The sequence below is a fragment of the uncultured Halopseudomonas sp. genome (assembly GCF_963977355.1).
In the GTDB taxonomy this organism is placed as follows: Bacteria; Pseudomonadota; Gammaproteobacteria; order Pseudomonadales; family Pseudomonadaceae; genus Halopseudomonas.
In genome coordinates this window covers 14,259-30,258 of the sequence record NZ_CAXBOV010000017.1, presented here as the reverse complement: position 1 = coordinate 30,258, position 16,000 = coordinate 14,259, and the positions used below count along the sequence as shown (strand labels likewise).

General features: G+C 57.6%; 15 protein-coding genes. 5 read left to right on the top strand and 10 right to left on the bottom strand.

What is annotated here, in order from left to right:
- Positions 1-102: 102 nt before the first annotated feature.
- Positions 103-1,368 carry a transcription termination factor Rho gene (gene rho, locus AAC076_RS10925; protein WP_150276227.1) on the bottom strand — a complete coding sequence of 422 codons (1,266 nt, stop codon included), beginning with the start codon at positions 1,366-1,368 and terminating at the stop codon, positions 103-105.
- Positions 1,369-1,592: 224 nt separating this feature from the next.
- Positions 1,593-1,919, bottom strand: a complete 327-nt coding sequence (gene trxA / locus AAC076_RS10920; RefSeq protein WP_150276226.1) for a thioredoxin TrxA — start codon at positions 1,917-1,919, stop codon at positions 1,593-1,595.
- 157 nt (positions 1,920-2,076) lie between these two features.
- Here trxA and ppx point away from each other — a divergent pair, with 157 nt between their 5' ends.
- A complete protein-coding gene (ppx, locus tag AAC076_RS10915) occupies positions 2,077-3,582 on the top strand; it encodes an exopolyphosphatase (RefSeq protein WP_339845472.1) in 1,506 nt (501 codons plus the stop codon).
- Here the strand turns inward: ppx and ppk1 are convergent.
- From ppk1 to AAC076_RS10900, 3 genes are all read right to left on the bottom strand, one after another.
- Entirely contained in the window at positions 3,561-5,786 is a 2,226-nt protein-coding gene (gene ppk1, locus AAC076_RS10910) for a polyphosphate kinase 1 (protein WP_339845470.1), read from the bottom strand. The genes ppx and ppk1 overlap by 22 nt on opposite strands.
- A 15-nt stretch (positions 5,787-5,801) precedes the next feature.
- A complete protein-coding gene (gene hemB, locus AAC076_RS10905) occupies positions 5,802-6,815 on the bottom strand; it encodes a porphobilinogen synthase (RefSeq protein WP_339845469.1) in 1,014 nt (337 codons plus the stop codon).
- 76 nt (positions 6,816-6,891) lie between these two features.
- Positions 6,892-8,124, bottom strand: coding sequence for a GGDEF domain-containing protein (locus AAC076_RS10900; RefSeq protein WP_339845467.1), 1,233 nt, complete (start codon positions 8,122-8,124; stop codon positions 6,892-6,894).
- A 235-nt stretch (positions 8,125-8,359) separates the two neighbouring features.
- On the opposite strand from AAC076_RS10900, the gene AAC076_RS10895 reads away from it, so the two are divergent.
- Positions 8,360-8,926, top strand: coding sequence for a DUF6436 domain-containing protein (locus AAC076_RS10895; protein WP_339845465.1), 567 nt, complete (start codon positions 8,360-8,362; stop codon positions 8,924-8,926).
- 10 nt (positions 8,927-8,936) lie between these two features.
- Positions 8,937-10,463, top strand: coding sequence for a methyl-accepting chemotaxis protein (locus AAC076_RS10890; protein ID WP_339845463.1), 1,527 nt, complete (start codon positions 8,937-8,939; stop codon positions 10,461-10,463).
- On the opposite strand, the gene AAC076_RS10885 is transcribed toward AAC076_RS10890, so the two are convergent.
- A complete protein-coding gene (locus tag AAC076_RS10885; protein WP_339845461.1) occupies positions 10,460-10,906 on the bottom strand; it encodes a YaiI/YqxD family protein in 447 nt (148 codons plus the stop codon). The two genes, AAC076_RS10890 and AAC076_RS10885, sit on opposite strands and share 4 nt — an antisense overlap.
- A 55-nt stretch (positions 10,907-10,961) precedes the next feature.
- Here AAC076_RS10885 and AAC076_RS10880 point away from each other — a divergent pair, with 55 nt between their 5' ends.
- Complete coding sequence (locus tag AAC076_RS10880) at positions 10,962-11,720, top strand: SDR family NAD(P)-dependent oxidoreductase (RefSeq protein WP_339845459.1); 759 nt, start codon at positions 10,962-10,964, stop codon at positions 11,718-11,720.
- 19 nt (positions 11,721-11,739) lie between these two features.
- Here the strand turns inward: AAC076_RS10880 and AAC076_RS10875 are convergent, their stop codons facing one another.
- Entirely contained in the window at positions 11,740-13,659 is a 1,920-nt protein-coding gene (locus AAC076_RS10875; RefSeq protein WP_339845458.1) for an ATP-binding cassette domain-containing protein, read from the bottom strand.
- 64 nt (positions 13,660-13,723) lie between these two features.
- Here AAC076_RS10875 and AAC076_RS10870 point away from each other — a divergent pair, with 64 nt between their 5' ends.
- Positions 13,724-14,209, top strand: coding sequence for a TIGR02444 family protein (locus AAC076_RS10870; protein WP_339845457.1), 486 nt, complete (start codon positions 13,724-13,726; stop codon positions 14,207-14,209).
- 142 nt (positions 14,210-14,351) lie between these two features.
- Here the strand turns inward: AAC076_RS10870 and AAC076_RS10865 are convergent, their stop codons facing one another.
- From AAC076_RS10865 to AAC076_RS10855, 3 genes are all read right to left on the bottom strand, one after another.
- On the bottom strand, positions 14,352-14,888 hold the full coding sequence (locus tag AAC076_RS10865; RefSeq protein ID WP_339845454.1) for a hypothetical protein: 537 nt from the start codon (positions 14,886-14,888) through the stop codon (positions 14,352-14,354).
- A gap of 17 nt (positions 14,889-14,905) precedes the next feature.
- Positions 14,906-15,379, bottom strand: coding sequence for a sigma D regulator (rsd, locus tag AAC076_RS10860; RefSeq protein WP_339845451.1), 474 nt, complete (start codon positions 15,377-15,379; stop codon positions 14,906-14,908).
- Between the two features lie 94 nt (positions 15,380-15,473).
- Positions 15,474-15,995, bottom strand: a complete 522-nt coding sequence (locus tag AAC076_RS10855) for a DUF3833 domain-containing protein (RefSeq protein ID WP_339845449.1) — start codon at positions 15,993-15,995, stop codon at positions 15,474-15,476.
- Between the last annotated feature and the right edge of the window lie 5 nt (positions 15,996-16,000).

Sequence of the window (16,000 nt, the reverse complement as noted above, 5' to 3'; positions counted from 1 at the left end):
TTATGCCGGTAAACCTGTTTGCGGGCGTGGCGTAAAATGCAACAAGCTGCAAGCAGCGTAGATCTGCTTGCAGCTTGGAGACTCACCACTTGCCGCAGCGGTTTAGTTCTTGCTGCGTTTCATCGACTGGAAGAACTCGTTGTTGGTCTTCGTGTCTTTCAAACGGTCGAGCAGGAACTCGATTGCGGCAATTTCGTCCATCGAGTGCAGAATCTTGCGCAAAATCCACATGCGCTGCAATTCGTCTTCACTGGTCAGCAACTCCTCGCGGCGGGTGCCTGAGCGGTTGATATTGATCGCAGGGAATACTCGCTTCTCGGCAATCTTGCGATCCAGATGGATCTCCATGTTGCCGGTGCCCTTGAATTCCTCGTAGATCACCTCGTCCATTTTCGAACCGGTGTCGACCAGCGCGGTGGCGATGATGGTTAGGCTACCGCCTTCCTCGATGTTACGCGCGGCACCAAAAAAGCGCTTGGGCTTTTCCAGTGCGTGGGCGTCGACACCACCGGTGAGCACCTTGCCGGAGCTGGGGATCACAGTGTTGTAGGCGCGCGCCAGGCGAGTGATCGAGTCGAGCAGAATGATCACATCCTGTTTGTGTTCGACCAGACGTTTGGCCTTCTCGATCACCATCTCGGCGACCTGTACATGGCGGCTCGGCGGCTCATCGAAGGTAGAGGCGACGACTTCACCGCGTACGGTGCGCTGCATCTCGGTCACTTCTTCAGGGCGTTCGTCGATCAGCAGGACGATAAGATGGCACTCGGGGTTATTGCGCGCAATGTTTGCCGCGATGTTCTGCAGCATCAGCGTTTTACCCGCCTTGGGCGGGGCTACCAGCAGGCCACGTTGGCCTTTGCCGATAGGTGCGCACAGATCGATGATCCGGGCCATCAGGTCCTCTGTCGAACCATTACCCGCTTCCATCGCCAGACGCTGGGTCGGGAACAGGGGGGTCAGGTTTTCGAACAGAATCTTGTTCTTGGTATTTTCCGGTCGATCGAAGTTGATCGAGTCGACTTTCAGCAGCGCAAAATACCGCTCACCGTCCTTCGGCGGCCGAATCTTGCCGGCGATAGTGTCGCCGGTGCGCAGATTAAAGCGGCGGATCTGGCTGGGAGACACATAGATGTCATCGGGGCCGGCCAGGTAGGAGGAATCTGCAGAGCGAAGAAACCCAAAACCGTCCTGAAGTATTTCGAGCACGCCGTCGCCGTGAATGTCTTCACCGCCTTTGGCATGTTTTTTCAGGGTTGCGAAAATCACATCTTGCTTGCGCGACCGGCCCATGTTCTCGAGGCCCATCTGTTCGGCGATTTCCAGCAGTTCGGTAATAGGTTTTTGTTTGAGTTCGGTCAGGTTCATAGAGTCGGTAGGATATAATTTTTCGGCAGGACGGGTTAGTAAGAGGCCGCCATGAAAGCATGGGGCGATGGGTTTGGCTGATATTGGAAAGCCACAATCGCAGGGTGCGACAAGGAATTGAGAAGCAAATCTAGCACTGCTGGCGGGCAACGTCCATAGTCTGGTTGCAGAAAGTCTGGACGCGGAGAATTACCCCGGCTATCGAATAACCGGGGTGAGGTTTCTCAGATGTTGCTGTCGAGGAAGGCAGAAAGCTGTGACTTCGACAGGGCACCCACCTTGGTCGCCTCGATATTGCCATCCTTGAACAGCATCAGAGTCGGAATACCACGCACACCATACTTGGGCGGGGTATCAGCATTCTCGTCGATGTTCAGTTTGGCAATTTTAAGTTTGCCCTGGTATTCCTTGGCAATCTCGTCCAGAACCGGGGCAATCATTTTGCAGGGGCCGCACCATTCGGCCCAGTAATCGACCAGCACGGGGCCGTCAGCCTTGAGCACTTCACTGTCGAAGCTGCTGTCTGTGACATGCACGATCAAATCGCTCATTAGTTTCTCCAAGGTTCTAAGACAAATCAGGATTCACTATAGCATCACCTCGGCAAACAGCGGAAGGCAGCGAGTAAGCCGTAATGAAGACTCGAGCGTGGGCAAAAGGCTGCAATGCAGTGTTAGAATCCGGGGAACTTACCCCGGAGACAGTCGCATGGTGCAAAGAGAACGATCCGATTTCCCGATGGTTGCGGCTATTGACCTTGGCTCTAACAGCTTCCACATGGTGCTGGCCAGGGTGGATCACGGCGAAATCCGCATTCTCGAGCGGCTCGGGGAGAAAGTGCAGTTGGCCGCCGGCCTGAACGAGCAGGGTGAGCTCAGCGAAGAGTCTATGCAGCGTGGTCTTGATTGCTTGCGTCGTTTCGCTCAGCTGACCAACGGCCTGCCGGACGGTGCAGTGCGCATCGTAGGTACCAATGCGCTGAGAGAGGCTCGCAACCGCGGGCAGTTCATGCGTCAGGTCAGACAGATCATCGGCCACAAGGTTGATGTCATTTCGGGTCGTGAAGAAGCTCGTTTGATCTACCTGGGGGTGGCTCACACCCAGGCTGATGATCAGGGTAAGCGCCTGGTCGTGGATATCGGTGGTGGCAGTACCGAATTCATTGTCGGTGAGCGCTTTGAATCGCTGTTGCGTGAAAGTCTGCAAATGGGCTGCGTATCCTACACGCGGGCATATTTTGCCGAAGGCAAGGTGAATGCCAGCCGTTACGCCCAGGCCTATACCACAGCGCGCCTGGAGCTGATGAATATCGAGCAGGCGATTGGCCGTATTGGCTGGCAGGAAGCGGTGGGGGCCTCTGGCACCATTCGCACCATCGGCCAATGCATGCAGGGCTCCGGGCAGAAGGAGCCTGGTCTCACGCTTGAAGGTTTGAATTGGGTCAAGCGCAGGGTTATCCGGGCCGGGCATATCGACAAGATCGACATTCCCGGCCTCAAAACGGATCGTCGTGCAACCCTGCCGGCCGGGCTGGCGATTCTGGAGGCGATCTTTGATGCCCTGGGTGTGAAGACCATGGCGCACTCCGATGGCGCGCTCCGCGAAGGCGTACTTTATGATTTGCTTGGTCGCCATCAGCACGAGGATGTGCGCGAGAGAACACTGGTTGCGCTGATGGAGCGCTGCCATGTAGATGTCGATCAGGCGCAACGTGTAGAGCAAAAGGCGCTTAGCCTGCTTGGCAAAGTGGCTGAAACCTGGGGTCTCACCGAAACCAGACACGCCGATATGCTCTGCTGGGCGGCGCGGGTCCACGAGGTGGGCCTGGATATCGCGCACAGCCAGTACCACAAGCATGGTGCATATCTTATAGAGCACGCCGACCTGGCAGGCTTCAGCCGACAGGAGCAGCAGGCGTTGGCGCAGCTGGTGCGCGGTCATCGCCGTAACTTGCCAAGCGCCGAGCGCCTGGCCGAGTTTGGTGAAGACGCAACCTATCTTGTCAGATTGTGCATGTTACTGAGACTGGCGATTCTCTATCACCACATTCGTGGCAATCAGACCATGCCGGAGCTGGCCGTTGAAGCCGGCCCCGATCATCTGCAACTACAGTTTCCTGACGGGTGGCTGGAAGCGAACCCACTGACTAACGCCGACTTTGCCCAAGAGGCCCAATTATGGGCCAAGGCCGGCTATATGTTGACGGCGCGCTGAGGCGAGCTGGAGAGTTTCTCCAGCAGGCTGCTCTGTGCACTGCGTGCCAGTTGGTTGCCTGTGGGTGAGCTGCGCACGTAGTTGCCGTCGGTTTGCAGAATCCAGCTCTGAGTGTTATCGGTCATGAACACCAGCAGCTCCTGCTTGGCGCGTGTAATCAGCTTCTTGCCCTCAAGCGGGAAGCAAGTCTCGACGCGCTTGTCCAGGTTACGTTCCATCATGTCGGCGCTGGACATCCACACCTGCTCCTGGCCGTCGTTGAGGAAATAGTAAACCCTGCTGTGCTCCAGGAAGCGGCCGATAATCGAGCGTACCGTTATGTTGTGCGACACTCCTGGCACGCCTGGCCGCAGACAGCACATGCCGCGAATGATCAGATCAATCTTCACCCCGCATTGGGATGCCTTGTAGAGTGCCTTGATGATCTTCGCATCGGTCAGGCCATTGGCCTTGGCAATAATATGCGCGGGTTTTCCGGCCTGGGCATTCAGGGTCTCGCGGTTGATCAGTTCGAGCAGGCGCTTTTTCAGAGTGAACGGCGCCTGCAGTAGCTTTTTCATGCGCAGGGTCTTGCCCATTCCTATCAGCTGGTTGAACAGCTTGTGGACGTCCTCGGTGAGGGCCAGGTCGGAACTCAGAATGCTGTAGTCGGTGTACAGACGAGCGTTGCCAGCGTGGTAGTTGCCGGTGCCCATGTGTACGTAGCGCCGGAGAATCTTGTCCTCGCGGCGCAGGATCAGCATCATCTTCGCGTGGGTCTTGAACCCGACTACGCCATAAATCACGACAGCGCCGGCCTGCTGCAGACGACTCGCCAGTTGCAGGTTGGACTCCTCGTCAAAGCGTGCACGCAGCTCGATCACCACTGTGACCTCCTTGCCGTTGCGCGCCGCGTCGACCAGTGCGTTGACGATCTCCGAATTGGCTCCGGTACGGTACAGCGTCTGCTTGATCGCCAGGACGTTGGGGTCCTGCGCGGCCTGACGCAGCAGATCGACCACCGGGCTGAAAGACTCGTAGGGATGCTGCAGCAGAATATCCTGCTTGCCGATGGCCTGGAACAAGGTGTCGTTGTTCGACAGTAACTTGGGAATACCCGGGCTGAACGAAGGGAATTGCAGATCCGGGTGATTGTCCAGGGCCGTGATCGCGAACAGCCGGGTGAGGTTTACCGGGCCGTTAACCTCATAGAGCTCGGACTCGCTGAGGCCGAACTGTTTGAGCAGGAAGTCGGTCAAGGGCTTCGGGCAGTTATCTGCTACTTCCAGTCGCACAGCATCGCCGTAACGGCGCGAGAGGAGTTCGCCTCGCAATGCCCGGGCCAGGTCATCGACCTCATCGGGATCGACAATCAGGTCGGCGTTACGGGTCAGGCGGAACTGGTAGCAACCCATCACTTTCATGCCGGGGAAAAGATCGTCGGCATGGGCGTGGATCATCGACGACAGGAAGATGAAATTGTCACCGCCATTGCACAGCTCTTCGGGCATGCGAATCAAGCGCGGCAGTGAGCGTGGTGCAGGAATGATGGCGAGGCCGGAATCGCGTCCAAAGGCATCTATACCTTCAAGCTGAACGATGAAATTCAGGCTCTTGTTTACCAGCAAAGGGAACGGATGCGTGGGATCCAGGCCAATCGGGCTGATAATCGGTGCCACTTCCTGACGGAAAAACCGTCGAATCCACAGTGTTTGCTTGTGGGTCCATTGATGCCGCCGGACAAAGCGAATGCCTTTCTCTGCCAGTTGCGGCAAAAGCATGTTGTTCAGCATGTCGTACTGGCGGCTTATCTGCTGGTGGGCGATTTCGCTTATTTTGGCCAGGACCTGCTGGGGTTGCAGGCCATCGGGGCCGGTCTGCTCACGAGCAAAGGTAATCTGCTTTTTCAGGCCGGCGACACGGATCTCGAAAAATTCGTCGATATTGCCGGAGAAGATCAGGAGAAACTTCAGCCGCTCCAGCAGGGGATAGGACTCGTCCAGGGCCTGTTCCAGCACGCGGATGTTGAATTGCAGCTGCGATAGCTCACGATGGATGTACAGCTCTGGAGCATTGATGTCAGCCAATGGTGGGGCGCTTTCGGCTGGCGCAGCAGCTGGTGCTGGGAGCTTGGGTGCACTGGCTTCGCTGTCCTGGCTGGTCGCCGCGACGGTGTTGTCCGCGGTCTCGTTTGTATCGTCACGCACGCTCTTCAACTCCTGCATGGCTACCTCGAATGATTACTTTTGTTGCTGCAACTGTTTGGCTGCAGCCTTGGCAAAATAGGTCAGGATTGCGTCGGCGCCAGCCCGCTTGATGGCTGTCAGCGATTCGAGGATGACCGCTTCGCTGAGCCATCCATTCTGTATCGCTGCGCAATGCATCGCGTACTCACCGCTTACCTGATAGACGAAGGTCGGTACGCGGAAGGTACTTTTCACCCGATATACGATATCCAGATACGGCATGCCCGGTTTGACCATGACCATGTCGGCGCCTTCGGCCAGATCCTGGGCTACCTCGTGCAAGGCCTCGTCACTGTTGGCCGGGTCCATCTGATAGTTGGCCTTGTCGGCCTTGCCAAGGTTGCCTGCAGAGCCCACAGCATCGCGGAAAGGACCGTAGTACGCGCTGGCATACTTGGCAGAGTAGGCGAGAATCCGGGTGTTTACGTACCCTGCAGCTTCCAGGGCCTGGCGCATGGCCCCGACGCGGCCATCCATCATGTCTGATGGAGCGACTATATCGGCACCTGCCTGCGCATGGGACAGTGTCTGCTTGACCAGCGCCTCTACGGTCACATCGTTCATGACGTAGCCTTGCTCATCGATGATGCCGTCCTGACCATGGGTCGTGAAAGGATCCAGGGCCACATCGGTGATCACGCCAAGATCGGGAAAACGGGCTTTCAGCGCACGGGTAGCACGCTGCGCCAATCCCTCGGGGTTGTATGCCTCGGCCGCATCCAGAGACTTGCAATGGGCTGGTGTGACCGGAAAAAGCGCAATAGCCGGGATGCCGAGCTCGACCAGCTCGGCCGCTTCTTCGAGTAGCAGGTCGATGGATACTCGCTCGACGCCTGGCATGGATGCGACGGCCTCGCGTTGACCGGAACCCTCCAGAACAAACATCGGATAAATAAGGTCGTTCACGCTGAGCTGGGTCTCGCGCACCAGCCGGCGAGAAAAGTCGTCACGGCGTGCTCGGCGCAAACGGGTATTGGGAAATTGTCGATTGGCAGAATTGAAACTCACTGGAACTCCTCAGGTTTGGATGCAGCGGCCCTCATATGTAACAGAGGTCTGCACGCTAACCTGTCTGTAAGGGACGTTATACCTCCAGATTATGACGGAATTGCGACAGTAAGCGTAATGCCATTTGGTCGGCAGGGTCGGTACCGCGATCACTGGCGAGCTCAACTCGGTTGCGACCCAGCGCCTTAGCCTGGTAGAGAGCGCCGTCAGCAGCACCAAGCAGAACGTCAAAGTCGTACCCCTGCTGATCCGAGCAGGCGACGCCCAGGCTGATACTCAGGTTGACCGGAGTGTTTTCGGAATGCCATGGCTGGCTACAGAGTCCGATCCGAATACGCTCGGCTACCTGGCTGGCGCTGTCGGTATCCAGGCCGGGCAGAATAAGTACAAACTCTTCTCCGCCGAAGCGCCCCAGAAGATCGCCAGTTCGAAGGTGCTGGCGAATCCGGCTGACCATATGACACAGCACTGCGTCGCCGGTTTGATGGCCGAATTCGTCATTGATACGTTTGAAATGGTCGGCGTCCATCATGATCAGCGTTACCGGTGCCTGCTGTTCGCAGGCCTTGGCAAGAACGTCGGATGCGCGTGCGTGCAGACTCCTGCGGTTCAATGTGCCTGTCAATGAGTCCCGTTCGGACAGTCGGTGCAACGCCATGGTGGTGCGGTAGTGGGTCATCAGGATGAAGCCGCTGGCCAGCCATATCTGTGCAACCATGGCTCCGAGCAAAGTAGCGCTCTGCAGCGGGTTATTGGCAGTTGCAGCCGTGGGTGCCATATCGGTGAGGCTGAACAGGGCGCGTATTATCAGGCCCAAACCGCAAAGCAGGGCAATGCTGCCGGTTAGCCAGTAGGCAGTGCGCAGGGGCTGGTCTGCAGCTACAAACAGCTCGCGGGCGCATAGTAGACTCATGCCGGCCAGTATCACTGAGGCAATGCCTAGTCTGGCAGTGAAGCTATCGATCTGGAATCGGAACAGCCATAGTAACGCCATCATCAGGAGGGCTGCGACGATGGGCCAGGCCTGGGGTTGGCTCTCGCTCTTGAACGCGCGGATGCCAAGCCAGGTGACACCGATGCCTAAGGTCATTAAACCGTTGGCCAGTACAATCGACAGGCTCGGGTGGACAAAATCCTGATTGACGTTGAGCAACAGCCCCAGCATCAATGCGAAGTTGCCAACTGCCCAATGTCTTAACCCTGTTTCGCTCCCCGAGTGCCAGGCAGCAACAGCCAGCAGTAGCGACATGCTCAGGGTAACCAATGAGAGTGCTACGGCTAACGACGAGAGGTCCAATTGACCGAGCATAGCGGGTATTCATCCTTGGCCGGTCAGGAACAACCGGATCCCTTGCATGCGTTGAGTTCAGCGCCTGAAGAATACCCCCGATAAGAAGGGGGGCGATAGTTGGATGTTCAGCCAATGTCCCAAGTTGTGGATGAGTTAGCACTATGCAGTTAGCTCTCCGCTAAAAACTATACAAAAAATTATATTTGTATAATAATAAAGCGCCTTTTGACTAGGCTTGTCACGGAGTTCTTGCTTGAGCACACAAGAAAAGCGTTATTCATTGACCAGGAAACTGACGGTAGGAATGTTGCTTCTGGTCTGGCTTGCCGGGCTTGCCTGGGCATTCTGGTGGTTTGAAGGGCAGTATGTGAAAGCCTTTGAGCGGCCGGCTTATTTCAGTGCGCAAAATGTTAAGCCACCCTTTCCCCCCGGCAAGGTGCAGGTATTGCACGTTTGGCAGCCTGGTTGTCCGTGCAATGGTGGGCATGAGGCTTACCTGCAAAGCATGACTGAGCGCTTTTCTGCGCAGGGCGTTCTGTTTGCCCGCGCCGGATCTACGAGCACTGAGGATTTACCTTCGGCACTTCAGAAATTGCCCCAATGGCCGATACCAAGCGAATGGAGTAATTGGCCAGGCGCGCCTGCGGTAGCGATCTGGGATGCGACGGGAAACCTCTCGTATGTCGGGCCTTATAGCGATGGCGCGCACTGCAACAGCGACAGTAGTTTTATCGAGCCAGTAATCAAATCCCTGCTTGCCGGCCGGCCGGTCAGTATCGTCACCCAGGACACGGTAGCGTGCCTGTGCGACCTGAAATGAGGTGTTTCGTATGAATACTATGCAGTCCAGTTCCCTGGCAGCCCACTACATGAAGGCCGATCGCGTCATGCTGGTGGTGCTCTGGGTTTGCCAGCTTTTTTCGTTGGGGCTGGCGGTCTGGTTCGGGACCTGGATGCAGGCGCTACTTGTCGGCGGCGGCACCCTGGCGGTAATGCACGGCCTGCATGCGATGATTGGTGGTACCCGTCTGTTTCGCTGTGCGATGGGTGCTGCGTTGATGGTAATGTCGATACTGCACATTAACCAGAGCATGGGCACGGTCGAAATGCATTTTTCGATATTCGTGTTGCTGGCTGTCCTGATTTTTTACCGTGACTGGCTGCCAATCGTGGTTGCTGCCGTGGTCATTGCGATACATCACCTGCTCTTCTTCTACCTCCAGTCACGTGCGATGGGTGTATGGCTGGCCGCGGAAGCGACCTGGGGCTTGGTGTTTGTGCATGCGGGCTATGTAGTGGCCGAGACCGCAGTGCTGGTCTATCTGGCACGCGAAAGCTACCGGGATGCGCGGGATGGCGAGATGCTCGCTTCTATTACCTCAGCAATACTGAGCAACCCCGAGGCGCTGGATCTGACGCGTCGTGCGGACGCAGACACACCGGTATTGCGCAGCTTCAACGGATTTGTCGCGCAGCTTGATGAGCTTATATCCGGCGTGCAGGGCACTTTGTCCCAGCTCAGCAGCGTGAGCGGATCCCTTGCGGAAAAGTCGGGGCAAGTACGTGAGGGTGCGGATCGCCAGGCCAGTGAAGCCCAGTACATGAGCCAGGCAATGCAGGAACTGAGTTCGGCGACATCCGATGTGGCGCGCAGTGCCGACGAAGCTGCCGGAGCTGCTCGCAACATGAATGAACATGCGCAACAGGGCAACGAGGCGATGCAGCAGATACGCCTGGAAATCAACTCGTTGAATGACGATCTTGGGGTCACCGGCAGTGCTGTGACGGGAACTGCAGATGTGGCCAATGAAATACATCAGGTCGTGGACATGATCCGCGGTGTGGCTGAGCAAACCAACCTGCTGGCGCTTAATGCGGCGATCGAAGCTGCCCGCGCTGGCGAGCACGGCCGCGGATTTGCGGTGGTAGCCGACGAAGTGCGCAATCTGTCGCAACGTACAGCCAAATCCACTGCCGAGATACAGGATCTGATTATCCGCTTGCAGCAGGCTTCCGAAAAGGCCAGTTCTGCCATGGAGCGCAGCCAGCTCTCGGTCCAGCGCTGCCTGGTATCTGCCGATACCAGTGCCGAGACATTGGCTGGCATGGTGGCAGAGTTTGGGCAGATTCTGCGTTTGAATGACATGATTGCTACCGCGACACTGGAGCAGTCCACGGTAGGTGACGATGTTTCTCATCACCTGCGTGGTGTTAGTGATGTGGCTCAAAATAATGCCACGCAGGCCATTGCCCTGGACGCTCTATCCCAAGAGCTGGATGGTTTGCGTGGCACCTTGGAAGGTCGTGCGCTGCGATTTGTGACCAGCCCTGCGAGCGCAGGTAAGGTTCGCTCCTAGCGGGTTGCCAGGAGCCGGTCGAGGGAGTTGGCGAATGCCTGCTTGTCTTTATCGTTGTAGGGCGCCGGTCCGCTGCGACCGGCCAGTCCAGCACCGCGTAGCTCATCCATCAGGTTGCGTGTGGCGAGGCGTTCACCCACATTGGATTTGTTGTACACCTCGCCGCGGGGGTTGATCGCAGTGACCTTGCGTTCAACCAGTCCGGCTGCCAAGGGAATGTCGGCAGTGACAACCAGATCGCCGGGCACCGCATGATCAATAATGTACTGGTCTGCCACGTCGGCACCGCTGGAGACCGTGACCTGGCGAATACCCGGGCCTGGAGGCAGTGCTTGTGCGCTGTTGGCAACCAGAACGAGCTCAATCTGTCGCCTTCGGGCGGCGCGCACAACTATGTCGCGAACCGGTCTAGGGCACGCATCGGCATCAATCCACAGGGTCATATCAGGCTCCGTCATCAGTCTGGATAGTGTGGCGCAAACTTGCGAGGTATGCAGCATGGATTCTCAATCACAGGTTGGAACGAAACGGAGTGTGCTGATTGCAGGGGCGAGTCGAGGTATCGGCCATGCTCTTGTTGAAGCGCTGTTGCAGCGTGATGACTTCGACTGCGTGTTCGCGGTTGCGCGAAGCTGGGAGGGCTGCTCGTTACCCTCTGATTCCCGGCTCTACCTTCTTAGTGCAGATCTGACTGACGATAGCGAGCGTGATGCCATGGCCGCTACTGTGTCGGAGCACTGCAATCAGCTCGATCTGGTCATCAATACGGTTGGCTTTTTACATGAGCCAGGCGGCCAGCAACCGGAAAAGAGTTTGCGGCAGCTCAATATGACTGCACTTCAACGCAGTTTCTCGATCAACGCCGCTGTACCGGTTCTGCTCGCTCAGGCGCTGATGCCGCTGCTACGTGGACACAGGCACTGTGTGTTTGCATCCCTGTCGGCTCGGGTAGGTTCGATTGGCGATAATCGTCTTGGCGGTTGGTATGCCTACCGCGCCAGCAAGGCTGCACAGAACATGCTCATGCGCACCTTTGCGGTCGAATGGACGCGCTTGAATCGGGAAAGTATTTGCCTGTTATTGCATCCGGGCACGACCGACACCGATCTATCAGCGCCCTTTCAGGCTAACGTGCCGGAGGGCAAGCTGTTCACTACCCAGTTTGTCGCCGAGCGGCTATTGGCGGTGATCGGTGAGCGTTCAGCAGCTGATACCGGTAACTTCTATGCCTGGGATGGTGAGCCGATACCCTGGTAGCGCCCGGGCCTATGGAGTCTCAGCCAGCCTCGGCCTGTTCAAGCGTATCCAGTTCTTCCTGGCCTTCCAGCCAGCGTTCCTCAAGCTCTTCGACTTTCTGAGTGCAGGTTGCCTGGCGAGCCAGTACCTGCTTTAACTGATCCTTGCGGTCGGCACCGTACAGATCGGTATCAGCCAGCTCGGCCTCGATCCCGGCGAGCTCTGTCTGAGCTTTGGCCAGCTCCTTTTCCAGTTTCTCGATCGCTTTTTTCATGGGAGCAAGGCGCTGCCTGCGTTCGGCTGCCTCCCGGCGCTGGGTCTTGGCGTCAGGTCGATCACCCGTCAGGCTGATGTCGCCGTTTGCGGCTTTCAGCTCTTCCTGTTGTTGCTGTCGGAAGCGTGCCAGCCATTTTGTATAGGTATCGAGATCTTCACTGTAGGTTTGCAGGCGCCCGTCGGCAACCAGCCAGAGCTCATCGGTGGTGTCCCGAATAAGAGCCCGGTCGTGGGAAACCAGCAGCATTGCACCTTCGAAGCGTTGCAGCGCCAGGGTCAGCGCGTGGCGCATCTCCATGTCCAGGTGGTTGGTTGGCTCGTCCAGCAGCAGTAGATTGGGTTTTTGCCAGGCGATCAACGCAAGGGCCAGTCGAGCTTTCTCTCCACCGGAAAAGTTCAGCACCGGTTCTTCGGTCCGCGCCCCGTGAAAATCAAAGCCGCCGAGGAAGTTGCGCAGGCTTTGCTCACGCTCCTGCGGGGCTATCCGCGCCAAATGCAGCAATGGGCTTGCCTTGGCGTCAAGACTGTCGAGCTGGTGCTGGGCGAAGTAGCCGATTGCCAGATGCTCACCCGTTTTCAACTCGCCGCCCATTAGCGGCAGTGTGCCTGCCAGGGTCTTGATCAGGGTCGATTTGCCTGCGCCATTCGGGCCCAGTACGCCGATCCGTGCGCCCGGTACAAGCTGCAGCTTAACCTGCTCGAGTATCTGCGTATCACCATAGCCGAGTACGCCCTGGTGCAGGTCGACCAGGGGACTGGACTGGTGGTCTGCCTCTCGGAAACTGAAGGAGAATGGGGAGTCGATATGCGCCGCTGTCAGCGTTTCCATCCGTTCGAGAGCCTTGATTCGGCTCTGCGCCTGCTTGGCTTTGGTCGCCTGGGCGCGAAAGCGGGCAATGTACTTCTGCATGTGCTCTCGCTCAACCTGCTGTTTCTCGAACGCAGCCTGCTGTTGCGTCAGGCGCTCGGCGCGGGTGCGCTCAAATTGTGTGTAGCCGCCGCGGTACAAGATGAGCTGCTGCCCTTCCACATGCACAATATGGCCGACCACGGCATCAAGAAAATCCTTGTCGTGGGAGATCAGGACGAGAGTCCCCTGATAGGCCTTGAGCCAGTCCTCCAGCCAGAGAATGGCATCGAGATCCAAGTGGTTGGTTGGTTCGTCAAGCAGTAGCAGATCCGATGGGCACATCAGCGCCTGGGCAAGGTTGAGACGCATCCGCCAGCCGCCTGAAAAGTCACCCACCAGCGCTGTACACTGCTCACTTGTGAAGCCCAGGCCGGCCAACAGGGTGCGGGCTCGACTGTCGGCGCTGAAGCCATCGTGGGCTTCCAGCTCTGCATACAGGGTGCCGAGGGCGTGCGCGTCATCGCGCTCCTGGGCGCTGTGCAGGCGGGCCTCGATATCCCGCAGTCGGTTGTCGCCATCGAGCACATAATCCACTGCGCGGCGCTCGAGGTTTTCGATTTCCTGCTGCATGTGGGCAATACGCCAGTCTTCGGGTAGCGAGCAACTGCCGGCGTCGGTGCCCAGCTCGCCGCGCATCAACGCAAACAGGCTCGATTTGCCTGCGCCATTGGTACCCAGCAGCCCGACTTTCTGGCCGGGGTGCAGGGTAAGGTTGGCGTTTTCCAGCAGGCGTAATGGCCCGCGCTGTAGCGTTAGAGATTCAATTTTGATCATGTCGCGAGTATATCAGCGCCCTGAGCCCCTGTGATCATCCTTTGCCTGGTAGTAAACTTGAGCCATGCTACCCCGTGAAACCGCGCTCGCCGATTACGTCACCCAGCTCTACCCCCATCCTGGGGTAGAGTCACTGCTGTTGCGGCTCCAGAACGATCAGGATCTGGATGTGCTGCTGTTGCTGGCAGCCTGTTGGCTGGGCTGCAGTGGCCGGGCGGCGGCAGTGGCAGACTGGCGTGCGATTTGTGACTGGCAAGCGCCATGGCACAGGCAGGTCATTGGCCCCTTGCGGGCTGCCCGCACGGCTGTGCGAGGGCTTGGCGGCGAGGCACAGCTCTATTCGCAGTTAAAGGAGTGTGAGCAAGCGGCGGAATGGTCGCAATTGAAACGGCTGGAGGCTGAATGCCTGAGGCTGATACCCTCTGGCGACGCTGAGCCTGACTGTCTGCAGCATCTGATCAGTTGTTGCCTGGGGCAGGGGGTGACGGTCAACGACACGCTGCGGGCGATCCTCCAGGAGCTTGCCGATCTGGCCACTGAAGTTGGCTGAGAGGTTGCCGCTGGGTTTGCTGCGCCAGATATGTTTTGCGAGGTCAGAACTCCTCGGCCTCGGACTAGTAAATAGACGCTTTAAGGCGCAGTGCCTGAGTCCCACAGGATTCAGGCACTGAGCGTATACGCGTTCTTTTTACCTAGGCGTTATTGTCTGTCTCGGTTTTTTGCTCGGCAGGTCGGGCTGCGGCGGGCTTGCGACTGCGTGGCTTGCGGGAGCGATTGGCAGGCTTGCTTGGTGGTTTGGGATTATTGCGCTTTTCGATGGCCAGGTCAGCTTGGCTCTCGATGCGTTCAAGGCCCTTGGCAATGCGCAGCGTCTGCCGCACGTCGCTCTGCAGCTGGCGGGTGTAGACCTCTGCGGCGTTGCGGGCTTCCTGAAGCTCGTTGAGGCCAGCCACCAGTGTGGCTACTTTCTGTTCGCTTTTTTCGATCGCCTTGCGCTCTGCGCCGGATGCCTGCCGCGAGGCCAGCTTTTCCTGGGCTTCGGCCAGTTTCTCCTGCAGCTTGGCGTGCTGGCGAGTCAACTTCTCCATCGCCTTGCGCGCATCCTTTTCCGCTTCGCGGCACGCGTCGGCAAGATGCTCGTTCAGCGTGCGGGTAAGCGTTTGCAGCAAGTGCAGTGGGGTTATGACGGAGGAGGATTGCTTTCCGTTGTCTTTCTCTTTGCTTGTCACATCAAGCTCCGTAGCGCTCAGCTTGCGCTGAGTATGTCCTGGTGGGCGGTATGCAATACTTCAATAAGGCAGTCTTCGAGCTCGAAGCGTTCATGGAGCAGACCGCCAAGACGCAGCAGACGGTCGTGCATCTGTTCCATGTCGTCATCCGATCCGGCTCTGCCGTAAAGATCATTGAACTCGACTGCGCTCTGCGTGATGGTTTCTATGCGGGGATATACCTGGCGCGCCAAGGCCAGACCACCCTGGTCTTCAAACGCCTCAGCTTCGCGGATCAATTGCTCATAGACTTCGAAGTGACCTGCGGATACATAATCCACAAGAATGTCGCAGAAGGACTCAAGGGTGGCGTCGCTCGCCTTGCCGGTTTCGGCAGCTTCGCGCAACTGGGTGTACTGCTTGACCAGTTGCTTGCGTTCTGCAAGCCAGCGATCAATCAGTTTATGTACACCGCCCCAACGTTCCTGGGCTGTTGTGCAGCTCTCCAGCATGATCCACCTCTACTTGCAATTGGCTGATTGGGTCGAAGCCAGGCGGCATCAATCCCTTGTGGTAGGACAGCATAGGTCAGCCTAGGTCCCGGCATCAAGGCTTGATGAAACTCAGGGTAACCTGGCCAAGCTCGACACCCCATTTTGACATCTTCGCGCGGTTTAGCATGACCTTGTCATCGATCAGATACATCCAATCATCGAAGTCGACCAGCCAGGTAGCGTCATCAACCTTGAGCTGAAGTGTATAGCGCCAGTGAAAGGCATTCCCGGATACTACTCCCACAGCTTCGCCTTCCACATCGTCGGCGGTACCGCGCCAGGTGCCGTCAGGTTGTTTCACCAGCGTCCATACACGACGCTCATTAGTGCCATCAGCATAGGTGAAGTATTCGTCGAGTACGCCAGTGTCGCCTTCCCAGCTGCCCACCATGCGCACATGGAAGCGCCTGACGACTTCGCCATTGCGTTTCTGGAACATACCCCAGGCTTCCAGGTCACCATCAAAGTAATCCTGCAGGCGCAACTCCGGCGTGTCGTTGGCGTAATGCTCCGCATCGGGGCTTGCACAGCCGGCCAGTACCAGAGCACAAACAAAAGCGATAATCAGACGCATAGGGT